Here is a 14,639-nt window from a genome sequence, read left to right as displayed (position 1 = left end):
ACTACACCTCATTCCCAAACGCATCCCAGCCGCTTGCTGTTTTACGTGCAAATAACTCTACTCGTGGCACATCACCGGCTAACTCTTCAATGAGGTCACGAACCTGTTTAGGCTTTTCACTATGGCGACCTACTCTCGCTTCAAACTGAACTTGCGCCTCAGCATGGAACACCGCACGAACGCTTTTACAAACAGGTTTAAATTTTCCTTTAGTCGCAATGATGCAAGACTCACTACCGGCACGAGTGTAAAACCCCATGCCAAAAAATGGCTTATTCAGTTGAGTAAGTTTGTTCCATACAAAACCATTCATATTGCGAAGTTCGAAACCCCAAGCTTCAAGTAATGAAATAGCTTCTTTAGGTTGAGATCCAACCCACCACATAACCAACAAAGCATTATCACTAGCCAATTCATTTACTGGTAAGGCTTTCATTTCATCTAGCGTCATTGTTGGGTATTGAGCTGCTGCACCCGATTTCATAGAGCCACCTGTTTTAGCATTCGTAAACGCCCAAGGAGGATCGGCATAAATAACGTCATACCGTTTAGGTGGATTATTAATATCGATACTCGCCATTACAGAGCCCCCTCAAATACTTGTTTTGCAAATGCTCGGCTAATACGAACAGGCCTACCCATTACCACCATGAAATAAACAAACTGGTTGTTAATGTGCTTGTTGTAGAGCTTTGACGTTAATTTGCGTTGTGCTATTCTGTTCATGATTAAAACCTCCATACGTTTAATCCATGCCATTGGTAGTGACCGCTACGCAATGGCACTTTTATTTCTGGCTCTCAATTCTGTTTTGAACCGTAATGATTTGGTGCTCACACTTGGCACGTAATAAGTGCAAACGTTCAAGCTCACATCGATTTGCTTCTATCTCGCTATGCTCACGAATCACATTGCATGAACTCACCGTCATATCCGCGTGTTGCTTTAAAAACTCTGCAAATTCATCCGTTTTCATTTCGTCACCACAAATACTGTTTTTTCTTTCATTGAATGAGCCACCAGCGCAGCAATATATTCACGCTCTAAACGTTCAATCTGTGCTAACTCTCTAGCGTCATACATTCCATCGCGTTGAGCTTGGTAACGTAACTGCTTAAGCTGTCCAGAAATTGAACTCACAAACATTTCACTGTCGTACAGCTCTTGCTTATCTAGCTCTTCAACCTTTGGTGTCTCAACAACAACATGGCCAGTCTTAATAGCGAAGTATTCCGCCACGAACGGTGTATTGTTTAAGCTCGCCATTGTTTCTAGTTCATCCACACTAAAGAACGGCTGACCTTTCTTTTCATATAAACGGTTATTAAAACCATCGACACTCATGCCAAGCACAGCGGCAACTGCCTCTTTACCACCTGGGAAACCTGCAATCGTCTTATTTACCATTTCTTTTTTGTTCATCACCATGTGCCCTCTTTGTTGGTGGTTTTGTTATTGAGCCGAATCGGTATGATTGGTTTGTGAATCAGGGAATACGTCTTCAAAAGTACAATCGGCTCCAAGTTGGTTTAATGCTTTAACGATTTTCCAACACATAGTGATATCAGGAATACGCCTATCATTTTCATAGTGCCCAATTGTTCCCTGAGAAACCCCAACCAAATCTGCAACAGCCGATTGATTAACTTTTATGTGTGTTCTTATTTGCTTCAGATTTGACATATAGCCTCCTATTTAAAACCAATAATACGTTATGTATTTACATTCTTCAATAAATAATACGTAACGGATTTATGGTTTTTTAATACACTCTGTATAATTGAGATATGAAAATGAAATGGAATGAGCTTGCAAAAGCTCGATTAAAAGAAATAGGCAAAACCCAAGATTGGCTTGCCGAAAGAATTGGAATGACTCAAGGTGGGTTAGGACACTGGCTGTCTGGTCGTAGAGATCCTAGTATCGATAAAATAGCCCTTATACTAAAAGAGCTTCAATTAGATGAACTAATGCTGCATTCTGATGGTGCTTTAGAGTACCCAGACCACGCGATCGCCAATGTCACACCAATCGATATCCAGCCAACCTATCAAAATAAATTCCCTGTACTCAGCGCTGTACAAGCAGGCCAATGGACCGAAGCTTGTGAGCCCTATACGATTGATGAGATAGATGAGTGGTATGAAACCACCGTACGCACTTCACAACGCTGTTTCTGGTTACGCGTGCAGGGTGATTCAATGACAAGCCCTGTCGGCACAAGCATTCCTGAAGGCATGTTGGTATTAGTTGATACAGAGCGAAAACACGAGAATGGATCGCTAGTGGTAGCAAAACTGACAGACGTAAACGAAGCGACCTTTAAAAAGTTTATCAGTGATAGCGGCCAGCACTACTTGAAGCCGCTCAACCCTAACTACCCAATGATGGCGATCAATGGTAACTGTCGAGTGATTGGTGTTGCTGTGGATGCAAAATTAAAGCTCATATAAACAAACTAACATAAGGACGTGAAATGAAAAAGTTTTCAGCTTTGCTCTTGGCCTTACTTTCTGCAACAACCTTTGCCAAACAAAGCGATCAAATCAGCTATACCTACCTTTCTTTAAATGCTGGTCAAACAAAGATGGAAGATGCTAATGACTTAGGATTAGAAGATGATACTGCCAACAGTTATAAATTCCGCCTAAGTTCCGAAACGTTCAATCAAATCTATTTATTAGCTGACATAGAATTTTACAGCTATGATGTAACAATAAATGGCGTTGATGCTGAGGCATCGACAAGCATTAATCGCCTGGGCGTTGGGGCTTACTCAAATACCTACGATAAAGTCCAAGCATACGCATCTATCTACGCCGTTCCTATGTGGTCAGAATTAAAAGTAAACTCAAATAAAACCAAAGAGAATGCAGTAGGTTACGGCGGCGAGATTGGTATTCGCTTTAAACCTGTAAATTATTTCGAATGGGATACCGCTGTTTCCGCTATCGGTAATACCGACAAAATTACAGGTAACGACTCAGAATCTCAAATTACCACTTCCCTCTTAGTGCTTCCTATTCAAGCATTTTCAATTGGCGCTAGAGTGAGCTACATGCCTAGGGTGGATTACCTATCCTACGGCGGTGAAATTCGTTTTAACTTCTAGATAGGGACAAAAGACAATGGAAGAAAATAAGATAAAACATAAAAAGAGCGATTTGGTTGCAGATCTAATTTATGGGTTCCTTTTACTGTCTGGTGGTCTTATTGTTGCAGCATCAGTCTATACGGCCATATCAATTTTAAATGGTGGAAATGATATTCCACCTTCATTGTATAGTTACAATGTCGTAGTTGGTTTTTTAATGATAGTTATACCAACATTCACACTTGGTTGGATAATTATCGCTATTGGTAAGATAACCAGCCTTCTTGGAATAATCGCTCGTAAGTAACTCTTCAATATCCTCACGCCAAAATACCGCCCTAGTGGCGGTTTTTTTGTACCGAATATTCCTGCTCTACCTCACAATTAATACACATCTCAAAATTTAAATACATTTCGTATTGACCAATTAAAATACATTTCGTATTATTAAGCACATCAACACACTGAAAGCGCCAAGAATAGCGCAGCAGAAGTTGATGGCTCTTTAACATGATTGAACTATGAACGACTAACTTTGGTTCCCTCACCAATAAAGGAACCAAACTAGGTCACTCCGAGCGCACTCACGGAGGACAGAAATTGAGTGAAAGCTGTAAATTGCCATTCGTTGAGTGGCAATTCAAAACTTCATTGTTAAGTGGGGTTTTGAATTTAAACAGGAGGATTTATGAGAGTAATTATTGAAAATAACGGCGAAACAGTTTGGATGCGTGATACGGAATCAAATGGCGGAATAAGTTGTTTGTCATATGAAGAGGACGGAATGAAAGAAAAAGTCATATCCGCCCTTGAAGATGCTTTAAAGCAAGTCAAATCCCAATCTTTAAGCGGAAATGACTGAGATTGAGTGGCGGATGTTAGCACTGCCACCACCTAAATCCAGAACAACATTCCAATACCCAGTAGTTGGAGCCTGTATTCTGGCAGGAAGCATTTCATAAAACCCACCGTGATATTGAAAGCGGCTTCCTCTTTTGTAGTTACTAAAATTGCTATCCGTGAGGATTCTCACATTGCACTGATGTGAGCATTCGACAACAACAATGTCACCTTGATTTAAATGCATTCTTTTGTGTAAGTAATTCACTGCTATTTCCTTTTCTCGTCTGTGGAAACAAGAACATACCAGTTTCTATGTCTGTGGAAAGTCGTAGAGATCACGTTGCTGGGCGTGAATAAATAAGCCAGCACAAATCAAGATCCATTGATAACCCTAGCGGTGCGTGGGGATGTAACGCCCGAACCTGAGATCTGCCCCTCCATGCCTCTCGGTATAAAAACGTGCAGAAGTGACAGGTAGTGAAATGATCATTAGCGTGATTGCTTCACGGGACAGCCTCTTTCCTCATCAGAGGCAAACCTAAAGCATCTACCCTGCTCTTGTATATCCGGCTGGTGGATGTTTTAGGTTTAAAGCTAATCCAACCAACGGAGAACTACCATGTCAAAACAAGAAGCAGGCAACCTTAGCGTAGAAGATCGCACAACAAACTTCCCAATGTTAATGCAGCAACTAGACGGTGGCGTTATTTCTAATGTTATCGGCTTAGCCCTTTCAAATGTTTCTCGCGCCGTGGCATATAGCGACAAACAAGGCAGCGTGAAACTTGATTTAAAGCTCAAGCCAATGGGTACCAACAATGAAATGGTAGAGATCACAGCCAATATGAGCGTGAAAGAGCCTAAAGCTGGGTTTGGTACCAAGAGTGAAGACTTCCAATACACATCCATTGCCTATGTAGGCAAAGGCGGCAAACTCACCTACGACCGACCAAAAGAAGATATTCACGGCCAAGCAATCATTGAAGAGGGCCAACTTCGTGAAGTACGAGGCTAACCTCTTCGCCTTTATTAATCAGTTCAATAACCAACAAGTGAGACAAAAATGGAAAAGTCAGCCATTGTACAAATTCAAGAATCCTCCAACATTCCAAGCCTGTTAGAGCAATTAGAACAAGCAGGCTTCCCAATTGCAGCTCTACCCGAATCATATCAAGTGCATGATCTTGAGCAGTACATGCCAAAACGTAATCAATTTCGCGGAAAAATGAACACAGCAAACATTGTTGAGTTCGTTCGTTACCATGAAGAGTTCCAAACCGAAGGCAACCAATGCTTTATTGATGCAGAGCGTATGTCGGCTAAAACCATCTTTGATTTAGGTACCATTCATGTACCTGGTCACTGCTTGCATACCGCTTCACTGAATCTACGAAAAACAGCCGCTTACCAAGCACTTTTACATAAGAACGGTGATCGTCTTAATCAAAAGCAATTAGCTGAATGGGTAGAAGATTACAGCGATTTTATTCAAGTATTCTCAACGACTGGTGAATTGATTGAAAACTCTATTGCATCAGCTGCCGTTCGTAACATGAAGTTTGAAGCAAAAGCGGGTCGCGAATCGAACGTTGATGATTTTAGTCATCACCAATCTGAATATGAATCAGTTGCTGTACGCACTAAAGAAGAATTCCCAATGCCGGCAGTCTTCAAGTTCACTTGCGAACCGTATCTAGGTTTAGATTCTCGTACCTTTGAAATGCGCATGAGCACCATCGGTAATGAAACCTTAGTGCTCCGCATCAAAAAGCTAGAACAACATGAAGAAGAAATGGGCGAAGAGTTTAAAGAAAAACTTCAAGCTCAATTCATTGCTGATGATATTGAAATAACAACGTTCATCGGTTCGTTCTCAAGCTAATTAACTACTGGCGCTCACAATTGGGCGCCATTCATCTTTATAGGAGGCTCAAGTGGCAGCTACATATCAAACCAAACACGGCACCGTCACGGCAAGCCGTCCATATTTCAGTTTTATCTTAGGCCGTGAAGCGATTGATTTAACTCTTATTAAGCCTGAAAACGAACAAGATGGTTGGGGCATTAGTCGGGCTATTCGTGCAGATATAGAACTCACTCCCGAGTTGTTCCAATCATTCGCCAATGACGCAGTGGGTAAAATGTAATGCTCAACACTCTTTTACTTTATCTGGCTCTATGCGTCATTTTCTATTGTGCTTATCGACTCAAAAAAGACTAACCCAACTCAACGGGAGGTTATCAATGGAACAGCTAACCCCGCGGCAAATATACAACCGCGAATATTACCGTAAGAACGCCAAGAAGATTTGCCAACAAAAGCGAGATGGATACTCAATCCAAAAACCACCTAAAAAGAGTAAGCCCCCAAAGCGCAATCCACTCACGGTTAAAAAAGTAAAACCCGAAGTTATCAACCCACCCAAACGAGTATCACCACAAGAACTAGCTAAGGCAAAAGCTCGCAAACGAATTGAAGATATAGAGCTTGCTCGTTAATTGGGTATTAGCGTGGAGGATTTATGAAACTAAAGCCATTTAAGGAAGTTCATCAATCTAACTTCCCTCCGTCTCGCGGTCGCAAGAAACCTATTTTCGCTTACCAAAGCAGCCAATACCTAGTTCAAATATTTATTGAAAGCGAAACCCTAACTCGCATCACTGTGAACAGCGTTAAACGTAGAGGCAATAACTGGGTAGACGGGATTACTTTTGATGAGCTCCAAGCAATCAAGTCAGCAGTTGGTTATGGCGAATCATGCGCAGTTGAAGTTTATCCAGAAGATAGCGAGCTCATTAACGATGCGAATATGCGTCACCTATGGGTTTTAAGTGAACGTCCTGATTTTGCTTGGACACGATTGAAGAATGCGAGGTGAATATGAAAAGCGAACCAATCAAACCTGAAGTGGTAACCCTTGATGAAAATGGATTTTGGACACACTCCCAGTTTCCTAATTTTGATGGCTGTGAATATCCAACAAAAGAGCAAATCAATAATTGGTGCCTGATTAATAATGTTACGTTCGAAACAATTTGGTTTGAGTCAGATGCCTCAGAAGAATTAAACGAACGATATTTTGAAGATGAAGACGGTAGCGCATGTGCAGAGTGGCAACCTAAAGCCAAGCATAAAGATGCGTTTCTATTTTCTATCCATGATACCGAAGATGGTCCTGTTGCGGTGTTTGCTATACCAATTAGAAGGTAAATAGCATGGAATGGATAAGTACTAAAGATGATCTGCCAACCCCACCAAAAAGAGAAGAAAAATGAAATACCAAAACGTAACCATCGACCTTGAAACGCTCGATACTGAAACCACTGCCAAGATCCTAAGTATTGGCATCGTACCTTTTAACTTTGGTGAGCAAGTCAGCTTTGAAGAACTATGCAACCGCCCTTCTAGTTTATATATCAAGATTAAAATGAGCGATTACGATTACCCTCACCTTAATTTCACTGAATCACAAAGCACTCGTGAATGGTGGGAAGTTCAAGGTGAAGAAGCTCGACATGTACTAGAAGAAAGTAAGCTCGATGTTCCGCTTTTGGCTGCTTTGGGAATGATAAAAGAACACTTAGCCGAACACGTTGAACCGCTAAAGAAAGACCACGGGCAAATCTTCTGTCGTGGTTATGATTTCGATGGTGGCATTCTCGACCACGCATTTCAGCAATGTGGAATCACACAACCTTGGCGCTATAACCGCTTCCGATGTATTCGAACTGTCATTGATACATTAGCCGGCACTCGAAATGGTTACTTAAAAGAAGATAATCCCGAAGGATTCATTCACCACCATGCACTTCACGATGCAGCGAAAGACACGTTAAGCATGATCACTTTGGAAATAGGGAGACGATGAATGGATATGCCAACCCCATGCCCTGAATGTGGCGATTTAGTTGAATTTAATGACATGATGGGAACAGATGGCAAGCTTTGTTACCACACGTTTGTATGCTCTGATTGTTATGAAGATTTAGAAAGTGATGAGGAATAACCATGGCTAGCAAAGGCATCAACAAAGTAATCCTAGTTGGAAATCTTGGCAAAGATCCAGAGGTTCGCTATACCACTTCGGGCTCTGCTATCGCACAAATCACATTCGCCACCAGCGAAACATGGCGTGATAAATCCACCAACGAACAGCGAGAGAAAACAGAGTGGCACCGGGTAGTGTTATGGGGAAAATTGGCAGAAGTTGCAGGTGAATATTTAAAGAAAGGTTCACAAGTTTATATCGAAGGTCAACTAGAAACCCGCAAATGGCAAGACCAGAACGGCCAAGACCGCTACACAACCGAAGTCGTAGTAAAAGGCTTTAGTGGTGTTATGCAAATGCTTGGTGGTAAGCGTGATCAAGCTTGGGGCCAACCTCAACAGCCTAGCGCAAATCCACCAGCCAAGAATCAAAATCAACATCAATATCCACCAAACAACGAAAATAACAGCGCACCGCAATATAACGAACCACCAATGGATTTCGATGATGATATTCCATTTATCGATCCATACCGACGGACCTTGCGGATTACTCACTGTATCTAATAAGGCTCATCACTTGATGGGCTTTTTTAATGCTCACTTTCGGAGAAAAGCATGCTCTTTAAAAATGAAATTATTGTAGATAACTTTGCCGGAGGTGGTGGTGCTTCCACTGGCATTGAAATGGCTTTAGGTCGCTCGGTAGATATCGCCATCAACCACGATCCCGATGCAATTGATATGCACCGGCTAAATCATCCAAACACAAAACACTATTGTGAATCGGTTTGGGATGTTGACCCTATTGACGCATGCGCAGGCCGTCCTGTTGGCTTGGCTTGGTTCTCACCAGACTGTAAGCATTTTTCAAAAGCGAAAGGCAATCGTCCTGTCGATAAAAGCATCCGTGGACTTGCTTGGGTTGCCGTTCGTTGGGCTGCATTAGTAAAACCAAGAATATTGATGCTGGAGAATGTCGAGGAGTTTTTAACTTGGGGGCCAGTGGTTGAATCATCACCTGGTAAGTTCAAACCATGTCCTGATCGTAAAGGCGAAACATTTGAGGCATTCATAAAAGCCTTATCAACGGGGTTAGATACGACTCATCCGGCTTGGGAAGAAATCAAAACCGCTTTAGGTGATGACTTCCCTTATGAGCAGCTTGAACAAGGTTTGGGTTACAACATTGAATGGAATGTACTAAAAGCTTGTGATTATGGCGCACCAACTATTCGTAAGCGTTTCTTTTTAGTTGCTCGTAACGATGGTGAAGATATTCAATGGCCATTACCTACGCACGGCGTAAAAGGCTCGGGTTTACTGCCTTACAAGACAGCTGCCGATATCATTGATTGGAGCATTCCAATTAAGTCTATTTTTGGTCGTAAAAAACCATTAGTTGAAGCAACTATCAATCGTATTGTTAAGGGATTGGATAAATTCATTTTTAATCATGATGATCCATTTGTTGTGCCTGAAAAGTGCGTACTTCCATTTATTACTGAATACGCAAACTCATCAACTCAAAGAGTCTTTGCCGGAAATGAACCATTACGTACATTAACCGCCGCAACTCAAGGCCTCAATTTCGCGCTAGTAACTAGCCACATGGTGAAGCTAAGAGGTGACAACATCGGACATCGGACCGACGAGCCAGTTCATACCATTTCAGCCGGTGGATTGCACATTGGTGAAGTTCGAGCGTTCTTAATTCAATATTACGGCACAAGCACGGGCCATGAATTAAATCGTCCTCTCGGAACGGTAACAACTAAAGACCGATTTGGACTAGTCACTATTAAAGGTGAGCAATACCAAATTGTCGATATTGGTATGCGAATGCTTGAACCGCATGAACTGTTTGCAGCACAAAGCTTTCCTGATGACTACGTGATCGCTCACGACAGCTCAGGTAAGAAGCTTTCAAAAACTAAACAAGTGGCTCGATGTGGTAATGCTGTTCCACCACTAGTAGCCAAAGCATTAGTTGAAGCCAACTTATCTATTGGACAATTTCAACACGTTGCTTAATGCATCAACCACCATTTGTAAACTCATTTGGTGGTTGAACTCACACCTACAAACTTAAACACTCACTTATCAGGGTAATGATATGAATACATCCACTTACCTAATCCAGCCAAACCAATGGGTAAAAGAAGACTTACTCATTCAAATTACAGGCATGACGACAGATGAGATCCGCAACTACCGCAACTTTCGGTGGATTGAAGGGGTTCATTTTAAACGAGCCTCATCTAGAGATGGGAAAACCGGTCGTCAGCTTAAATATAACCGAATTGAAATTGATAAGTTCAGTGAGCGAGAGAAGGTAGCGTAATGAAAACACCAGAAGGCGTTGAAGTAAGAAATAACTCTATTCGTATTAGCTTCACCTATAAAGAAGTGCGATGCAGAGAAACACTAAAAAGCTGGACGGTGACCAAGGGCAACATCAAAAAAGCGAGCAACCTTCGATCTCTCATTTTATCTGAAATTTCAGTTAACGAATTTAACTACCTGGAGCGGTTTCCGCAATCACGAAAAGCACAGCAACTATCAAGCGCAGAACAAAAAGCCTCCGCAATAACTTTAGGTCAATTGATTGATCAGTTTATTGAATTGAAAAGCCTTACCTTATCATCGCAAACATTAGAAACTTTGATTCGCCATTTTGATATCTGCAAAAAACACCTAGATACGTCAGCTTTGATTTCATCATTCACTTATGCTGATGCTTTGATCTATCTAAAGACACTAAAAAGCACAATATCAAATCGAGGTACACTAAGAACGCCTCGTTACATCAACAAACATATTCACTTACTTACCCAGTGTTTTGAATTGGCAATCAGAGCTGGCTACTTAAAAGCTAATCCCTTTAGTAATATTGAACGCTTAAAATCAGATAGCACAGAGCCAGATCCTTTAGAGTTTGAAGAATTTAATGCCCTAATCAATGCACCAATAAATACTCAATTTAAAAACATGATCACTGTAGCTGTATACACAGGTTTAAGATCTGGTGAGTTGTGCGCATTGGCTTGGGAAGATATCGATTTAGAAAAAGGTACTCTTCGGGTTTCTCGCAACATTACCGCACAGCGTAAATTCACCACACCTAAAAACAAGAAATCGACTCGCACCGTATTCTTACTTAAGCCAGCCATTGAAGCACTGATGAAGCAGCGTGAGTTTACATACCTAAAAAGGCCACAGGAAATTTTGGTTGAACAGAAGGGATCGACAGAATTAAGAAAGGATAAAATTAGATTTGTCTTCACCCCTGCAAGTAAAACATACGGTTATTACTTGGGGGCTGTATACAGTGTGGCATGGAACCGCACATTGAAGAAGGTAGGGATCAAACATCGAAGGGCATATCAAACTCGACACACTTATGCGTGTTGGATGATCACGAAAGGCGCTAACCTTTCTTTTATTGCAGAACAGATGGGTCACAGAGGAACGAGCATGCTTGAGCAAGTTTACGGCAAGTGGATGGAATCCCATTCTCACGAGCAGATCACCATGCTAAATCAAAAAATTTCATAGTGCCCCACCAGTGCCCCAAATCTCGGGGCACTTAAAACAGCCCTTACATACCAACAACTTATAAGTATTGTTTGTGTTCACATTGAATACAAAACATAATTTAAAGCTCCAGTAATGATTAACATCATCGCCCCTATCATTTGGGGCTAATAATAAATTCATTCTTGTATTGCACTTTGCGTGCCAACCTTTAAACCATTGATATAAAAGGATTTAACAAGCCATTAACCAACGTTAAAGTTGTAATAATTACAACCTGACGATGTAATTTTAACATCATAACGCAACCAAAGAACATAAGAACCAAACAAGCCCTCTTACTGCACTTTAAATTAACAAGCAGTAAAAGAGCTATTGTTGATATTTATGGCGTGTCAGATAACGTAACCACTTGATAATGCTCGGCCTTTAATCCTAACATCTCAGGTAAAGAAGTTCCGACTGAAATAGATGACCAAGTTCCAGTCATAATGCCGATAAACATGGCGATGGAAAAACCTTCTAATGGTGCACCACCAAGTAACCATAAGGCTGAAACGGTTAATAGTGTCGTACCAGAGGTGATCATGGTGCGATTAAACGTCGCTGCTATAGCTTGGTTATTAATATCCGAAGTAGCGACTTTCGGTTTGATTCGCAGTAATTCACGAATACGGTCGGCAATGATGATGGAATCATTTAACGAATAACCTAAGATCGCCAAAATAGCCGCTAACACAGTTAAGTTAAATTCCATCTGGCTTAATGCAAAGAACCCCAACACAAAAATCACATCATGCAGTAACGCCACCAGCGAACCTAACGCTAAACGCCATTCAAATCGTATGCTTAAATACACCATGATACACAGTAGACAAACAAGCAAAGCCAAACCACCTTGCTCTGCCAGCTCTTGACCAACTTGAGGACCAACAATGCTGGTATTCAACACTTTGGTCTCTGCGTGCAAAGGCGCGAGTAATGTTTCAATTGATGCCGCAGCCTGCTGAGTGCTCTCAGGGATACTGTAGCGAATAATCCAACGCCCTTGCCCTTCACCAGAAACCACGCTGACTTTTTGACCTAATCCTGCTTCTAATAAGGGGTTCAATTCACTACTAGTAATTTGTGGATTTAATTGGACTTCACTTACTATGCCACCGGTAAAATCCAATCCCCAATTAAAGCCTTTTGTTGTAATGAAAAACAACGCAACACACATTAATAAAATAGAAATTACACTGGTGCCATAACGCCATTTATTGGCATTTTTCATATTGATTAATTTACTCATGATTAAATACTCACATTACGGCGGGTATCTTTACCCCAAAACCAATTGATCATTGCGCGAGAAGCAAAAATACCAGTAAACATGCTGGTCAGTAGCCCAAGCCCTAGCGTTAAAGCAAAACCTTGTATTGGTCCATTACCAATGCAATACAACACGATAGCGGTAATCATTGTGGTAAAATTCGCATCGAAAATTGTACTGGTTGCGCTACTAAACCCATCATTTATCGACTTAGCTAAACTATTGCCATCTTTTAATTTGTCACGGATCCGCTCAAAAATAAGAACGTTGGTATCTACCGCCATACCGACAGTGAGTACTAAACCTGCAATACCGGGTAAGGTTAATACCGCACCAGGAATCAAAGCTAACAAACCAAATAACATCACCATATTGGCTAATAATGCGACGTTCGCGATCCAACCTAATCGACGGTACCAAACCGCCATAAACAGCAATGTCATACCTAAACCTAATGCTAAGGCAGAAAAACCATTGGTAATATTTTCAGCCCCAAGTGTTGGTCCAATCGTGCGCTCTTCTACTATGGTCACTGGCGCCGTTAATGAACCCGCTCGGAGCAGTAACGCTAAACTTTGAGCATCTTGCATTGACCCCGCCCCTGTAATTCGGAACTTAGAGCCAAGTGCAGATTGAATGGTCGCTATACTAATGATTTTATTGGTTTGTACGACTTCTCCCTTTTCGTTACGCGAATATTCACTATATGCTGTTGCCATTGGCTTACCAATGTGACGACCTGAAAAATCTGCCATCATTTTTCCGCCTTGACTATCCAAGCTAATATTCACTTCTGGCATCCCCATTTCGCCAAAATTAGCCCGTGCATCAACAATATGATCCCCAGTTAATACAGGTGATGATTTAACACGAACCAATTGACCATTTTGATCTGGTAAGACTTTTCCGCCTTCAGATGGAGAATTCAATACTTCATAAAATGCCAAGCTTGCCGTTGCACCAATGACATTTTTGGCCTGAGCTGGATCTTGCACACCGGGTAGCTCAATACGAATACGTTGATCCCCTTGCCTTTGTACTGACGCTTCTGTAATGCCTAGTTCTTCAATTCGGCTACGCATAATCTGCAAGTTTTGCTGAACCGTTAGATTACGTAACGCGACACTTTCGGTTTCCAAGCGAGTTAAAATAAGGCGATTATCTTTATTGATAACTTTCCAATTCGGATATTGCCCATGAATAAAATCACGTAGCTGTGATATTTGTTTTGCATTAGCAAGTACAACGGTCAATCCATTTTGTGAAATATCACTGAATTTTGCTCGACGTAATTGGTTATCCATCAAGAAGTGGTTGATCCCTTGTTGCATTTCATCGATTTGATTTTGGTAGACTGAATTCATATCCACATCGAGCAGAAATTGCACCCCACCACGCAGATCTAATCCTAATGAAATCGGTTTAAAACCCAGGCTGGTTAACCATTGAGGTGCATTCGCCACTGAAGCTAACGCAACTTGAATGTCCTTGTCTTTTCCTTGTTGATTTACCATTTCGAGCAATATTTTTTTAGCTTGTGCCATTTGTTCTGAATCCGACAATATGACCCAAGTCGTCGTTTTATCTTGCTTGATCTCTTTTAATTCAATCCCTTGATTAGTAAGAACTTTCTGTAGTGTTAATGGTTCAAGTAAAGCCTTATTTATCTGATTAGCTTTATTTACTAAGTCACTGCCTTGATTAATTTGCAACGCAGGTGACTCACCAAACCAAGAAGGCAAAGCGCTTAATAGCATGATAGAAATAGTGACAACCAACACCGTATATTGCCAATAAGAGTATTGGTTTAAGGTACGGCGAGTAGAAGCGCGAGATTTATGTACATTCATTTTATTTACCTA

General features: G+C 41.3%; 24 protein-coding genes. 16 read left to right on the top strand and 8 right to left on the bottom strand.

The genetic code is table 11. From position 1 onward, the window contains the following. Position 1: 1 nt before the first annotated feature. The 5 genes from ACE3G9_RS01235 to ACE3G9_RS01215 form a co-directional block, all read right to left on the bottom strand. A complete protein-coding gene (locus tag ACE3G9_RS01235) occupies positions 2 to 580 on the bottom strand; it encodes an MT-A70 family methyltransferase (protein ID WP_449218240.1) in 579 nt (192 codons plus the stop codon). After that, entirely contained in the window at positions 580 to 726 is a 147-nt protein-coding gene (locus ACE3G9_RS01230; RefSeq protein WP_449218239.1) for a hypothetical protein, read from the bottom strand. The genes ACE3G9_RS01235 and ACE3G9_RS01230 overlap by 1 nt, the downstream gene beginning before the upstream one ends. Positions 727 to 787: 61 nt before the next feature. Further along, positions 788 to 976: a hypothetical protein gene (locus ACE3G9_RS01225; protein WP_449218238.1), complete on the bottom strand. Its 189-nt coding sequence runs from the start codon at positions 974 to 976 to the stop codon at positions 788 to 790. After that, a complete protein-coding gene (locus ACE3G9_RS01220) occupies positions 973 to 1,428 on the bottom strand; it encodes a YmfL family putative regulatory protein (protein WP_449218237.1) in 456 nt (151 codons plus the stop codon). The genes ACE3G9_RS01225 and ACE3G9_RS01220 overlap by 4 nt, the downstream gene beginning before the upstream one ends. Positions 1,429 to 1,452: 24 nt before the next feature. Further along, positions 1,453 to 1,683 carry a helix-turn-helix transcriptional regulator gene (locus ACE3G9_RS01215; protein WP_449218236.1) on the bottom strand — a complete coding sequence of 77 codons (231 nt, stop codon included), beginning with the start codon at positions 1,681 to 1,683 and terminating at the stop codon, positions 1,453 to 1,455. 110 nt (positions 1,684 to 1,793) lie between these two features. On the opposite strand from ACE3G9_RS01215, the gene ACE3G9_RS01210 reads away from it, so the two are divergent. The 4 genes from ACE3G9_RS01210 to ACE3G9_RS01195 all read left to right on the top strand — a co-directional run bounded on the left by ACE3G9_RS01210 (position 1,794) and on the right by ACE3G9_RS01195 (position 3,956). Further along, on the top strand, positions 1,794 to 2,453 hold the full coding sequence (locus ACE3G9_RS01210) for a LexA family protein (RefSeq protein WP_449218235.1): 660 nt from the start codon (positions 1,794 to 1,796) through the stop codon (positions 2,451 to 2,453). A gap of 23 nt (positions 2,454 to 2,476) precedes the next feature. Further along, positions 2,477 to 3,112, top strand: a complete 636-nt coding sequence (locus ACE3G9_RS01205; protein WP_449218234.1) for a hypothetical protein — start codon at positions 2,477 to 2,479, stop codon at positions 3,110 to 3,112. A gap of 16 nt (positions 3,113 to 3,128) precedes the next feature. Next, positions 3,129 to 3,401 carry a hypothetical protein gene (locus ACE3G9_RS01200; protein WP_449218233.1) on the top strand — a complete coding sequence of 91 codons (273 nt, stop codon included), beginning with the start codon at positions 3,129 to 3,131 and terminating at the stop codon, positions 3,399 to 3,401. 381 nt (positions 3,402 to 3,782) lie between these two features. Further along, positions 3,783 to 3,956 carry a hypothetical protein gene (locus tag ACE3G9_RS01195; RefSeq protein ID WP_449218232.1) on the top strand — a complete coding sequence of 58 codons (174 nt, stop codon included), beginning with the start codon at positions 3,783 to 3,785 and terminating at the stop codon, positions 3,954 to 3,956. Here the strand turns inward: ACE3G9_RS01195 and ACE3G9_RS01190 are convergent. Continuing rightward, a complete protein-coding gene (locus ACE3G9_RS01190) occupies positions 3,939 to 4,181 on the bottom strand; it encodes a DUF1883 domain-containing protein (protein ID WP_449218408.1) in 243 nt (80 codons plus the stop codon). The two genes, ACE3G9_RS01195 and ACE3G9_RS01190, sit on opposite strands and share 18 nt — an antisense overlap. A 375-nt stretch (positions 4,182 to 4,556) precedes the next feature. Here ACE3G9_RS01190 and ACE3G9_RS01185 point away from each other — a divergent pair, with 375 nt between their 5' ends. The 12 genes from ACE3G9_RS01185 to ACE3G9_RS01130 all read left to right on the top strand — a co-directional run bounded on the left by ACE3G9_RS01185 (position 4,557) and on the right by ACE3G9_RS01130 (position 11,483). Further along, a complete protein-coding gene (locus ACE3G9_RS01185) occupies positions 4,557 to 4,952 on the top strand; it encodes a hypothetical protein (RefSeq protein ID WP_449218231.1) in 396 nt (131 codons plus the stop codon). 48 nt (positions 4,953 to 5,000) lie between these two features. Further along, on the top strand, positions 5,001 to 5,819 hold the full coding sequence (locus tag ACE3G9_RS01180; RefSeq protein ID WP_449218230.1) for a DUF2303 family protein: 819 nt from the start codon (positions 5,001 to 5,003) through the stop codon (positions 5,817 to 5,819). Positions 5,820 to 5,871: 52 nt separating this feature from the next. Next, complete coding sequence (locus ACE3G9_RS01175; RefSeq protein ID WP_449218229.1) at positions 5,872 to 6,084, top strand: hypothetical protein; 213 nt, start codon at positions 5,872 to 5,874, stop codon at positions 6,082 to 6,084. Positions 6,085 to 6,181: 97 nt separating this feature from the next. Beyond that, a complete protein-coding gene (locus ACE3G9_RS01170; RefSeq protein ID WP_449218228.1) occupies positions 6,182 to 6,436 on the top strand; it encodes a hypothetical protein in 255 nt (84 codons plus the stop codon). A gap of 23 nt (positions 6,437 to 6,459) precedes the next feature. Continuing rightward, complete coding sequence (locus tag ACE3G9_RS01165) at positions 6,460 to 6,816, top strand: DUF7694 domain-containing protein (protein ID WP_449218227.1); 357 nt, start codon at positions 6,460 to 6,462, stop codon at positions 6,814 to 6,816. A 2-nt stretch (positions 6,817 to 6,818) separates the two neighbouring features. Continuing rightward, entirely contained in the window at positions 6,819 to 7,148 is a 330-nt protein-coding gene (locus ACE3G9_RS01160; protein ID WP_449218226.1) for a hypothetical protein, read from the top strand. A gap of 61 nt (positions 7,149 to 7,209) precedes the next feature. Continuing rightward, positions 7,210 to 7,806, top strand: coding sequence for a 3'-5' exonuclease (locus ACE3G9_RS01155; protein ID WP_449218225.1), 597 nt, complete (start codon positions 7,210 to 7,212; stop codon positions 7,804 to 7,806). Beyond that, on the top strand, positions 7,807 to 7,944 hold the full coding sequence (locus tag ACE3G9_RS01150) for a hypothetical protein (RefSeq protein WP_449218224.1): 138 nt from the start codon (positions 7,807 to 7,809) through the stop codon (positions 7,942 to 7,944). 2 nt (positions 7,945 to 7,946) lie between these two features. Further along, on the top strand, positions 7,947 to 8,492 hold the full coding sequence (gene ssb, locus ACE3G9_RS01145) for a single-stranded DNA-binding protein (protein WP_449218223.1): 546 nt from the start codon (positions 7,947 to 7,949) through the stop codon (positions 8,490 to 8,492). Between the two features lie 51 nt (positions 8,493 to 8,543). Then, on the top strand, positions 8,544 to 9,959 hold the full coding sequence (locus ACE3G9_RS01140) for a DNA cytosine methyltransferase (protein ID WP_449218222.1): 1,416 nt from the start codon (positions 8,544 to 8,546) through the stop codon (positions 9,957 to 9,959). Positions 9,960 to 10,041: 82 nt separating this feature from the next. Continuing rightward, a complete protein-coding gene (gene xisR, locus ACE3G9_RS01135; protein ID WP_449218221.1) occupies positions 10,042 to 10,269 on the top strand; it encodes an excisionase family protein in 228 nt (75 codons plus the stop codon). Beyond that, complete coding sequence (locus ACE3G9_RS01130; protein ID WP_449218220.1) at positions 10,269 to 11,483, top strand: tyrosine-type recombinase/integrase; 1,215 nt, start codon at positions 10,269 to 10,271, stop codon at positions 11,481 to 11,483. The genes xisR and ACE3G9_RS01130 overlap by 1 nt, the downstream gene beginning before the upstream one ends. Positions 11,484 to 11,847: 364 nt before the next feature. On the opposite strand, the gene secF is transcribed toward ACE3G9_RS01130, so the two are convergent. Then, the gene (gene secF / locus ACE3G9_RS01125; RefSeq protein ID WP_449218219.1) at positions 11,848 to 12,756 is read right to left on the bottom strand and encodes a protein translocase subunit SecF; all 909 of its coding nucleotides are present in this window, start codon (positions 12,754 to 12,756) and stop codon (positions 11,848 to 11,850) included. A gap of 2 nt (positions 12,757 to 12,758) precedes the next feature. Further along, on the bottom strand, positions 12,759 to 14,627 hold the full coding sequence (secD, locus tag ACE3G9_RS01120; protein ID WP_417881132.1) for a protein translocase subunit SecD: 1,869 nt from the start codon (positions 14,625 to 14,627) through the stop codon (positions 12,759 to 12,761). Positions 14,628 to 14,639 lie beyond the last annotated feature (12 nt).

This window comes from Vibrio sp. E150_018 (assembly GCF_053544035.1).
Note: the sequence above shows the minus strand (reverse complement) of the source record. Positions and strands in the feature narration are given on the sequence as shown.

Excerpts from the sequence above, each read along its gene's own strand:
- ACE3G9_RS01200 (WP_449218233.1), top strand. The coding sequence starts at position 3,129 with ATGGAAGAAAATAAGATAAAACATAAAAAGAGCGATTTGGTTGCAGAT.
- ACE3G9_RS01225 (WP_449218238.1), bottom strand. The coding sequence starts at position 976 with ATGAAAACGGATGAATTTGCAGAGTTTTTAAAGCAACACGCGGATATG.
- ACE3G9_RS01190 (WP_449218408.1), bottom strand. The coding sequence starts at position 4,181 with ATGCATTTAAATCAAGGTGACATTGTTGTTGTCGAATGCTCACATCAG.
- ssb (WP_449218223.1), top strand. The coding sequence starts at position 7,947 with ATGGCTAGCAAAGGCATCAACAAAGTAATCCTAGTTGGAAATCTTGGC.
- secD (WP_417881132.1), bottom strand. The coding sequence starts at position 14,627 with ATGAATGTACATAAATCTCGCGCTTCTACTCGCCGTACCTTAAACCAA.
- ACE3G9_RS01210 (WP_449218235.1), top strand. The coding sequence starts at position 1,794 with ATGAAATGGAATGAGCTTGCAAAAGCTCGATTAAAAGAAATAGGCAAA.
- ACE3G9_RS01215 (WP_449218236.1), bottom strand. The coding sequence starts at position 1,683 with ATGTCAAATCTGAAGCAAATAAGAACACACATAAAAGTTAATCAATCG.
- ACE3G9_RS01220 (WP_449218237.1), bottom strand. The coding sequence starts at position 1,428 with ATGGTGATGAACAAAAAAGAAATGGTAAATAAGACGATTGCAGGTTTC.
- ACE3G9_RS01150 (WP_449218224.1), top strand. The coding sequence starts at position 7,807 with ATGGATATGCCAACCCCATGCCCTGAATGTGGCGATTTAGTTGAATTT.
- ACE3G9_RS01140 (WP_449218222.1), top strand. The coding sequence starts at position 8,544 with ATGCTCTTTAAAAATGAAATTATTGTAGATAACTTTGCCGGAGGTGGT.
- ACE3G9_RS01205 (WP_449218234.1), top strand. The coding sequence starts at position 2,477 with ATGAAAAAGTTTTCAGCTTTGCTCTTGGCCTTACTTTCTGCAACAACC.
- ACE3G9_RS01165 (WP_449218227.1), top strand. The coding sequence starts at position 6,460 with ATGAAACTAAAGCCATTTAAGGAAGTTCATCAATCTAACTTCCCTCCG.
- ACE3G9_RS01235 (WP_449218240.1), bottom strand. The coding sequence starts at position 580 with ATGGCGAGTATCGATATTAATAATCCACCTAAACGGTATGACGTTATT.
- ACE3G9_RS01180 (WP_449218230.1), top strand. The coding sequence starts at position 5,001 with ATGGAAAAGTCAGCCATTGTACAAATTCAAGAATCCTCCAACATTCCA.
- ACE3G9_RS01230 (WP_449218239.1), bottom strand. The coding sequence starts at position 726 with ATGAACAGAATAGCACAACGCAAATTAACGTCAAAGCTCTACAACAAG.
- ACE3G9_RS01155 (WP_449218225.1), top strand. The coding sequence starts at position 7,210 with ATGAAATACCAAAACGTAACCATCGACCTTGAAACGCTCGATACTGAA.
- ACE3G9_RS01160 (WP_449218226.1), top strand. The coding sequence starts at position 6,819 with ATGAAAAGCGAACCAATCAAACCTGAAGTGGTAACCCTTGATGAAAAT.
- ACE3G9_RS01185 (WP_449218231.1), top strand. The coding sequence starts at position 4,557 with ATGTCAAAACAAGAAGCAGGCAACCTTAGCGTAGAAGATCGCACAACA.
- ACE3G9_RS01130 (WP_449218220.1), top strand. The coding sequence starts at position 10,269 with ATGAAAACACCAGAAGGCGTTGAAGTAAGAAATAACTCTATTCGTATT.
- secF (WP_449218219.1), bottom strand. The coding sequence starts at position 12,756 with ATGAGTAAATTAATCAATATGAAAAATGCCAATAAATGGCGTTATGGC.
- ACE3G9_RS01170 (WP_449218228.1), top strand. The coding sequence starts at position 6,182 with ATGGAACAGCTAACCCCGCGGCAAATATACAACCGCGAATATTACCGT.
- xisR (WP_449218221.1), top strand. The coding sequence starts at position 10,042 with ATGAATACATCCACTTACCTAATCCAGCCAAACCAATGGGTAAAAGAA.
- ACE3G9_RS01195 (WP_449218232.1), top strand. The coding sequence starts at position 3,783 with ATGAGAGTAATTATTGAAAATAACGGCGAAACAGTTTGGATGCGTGAT.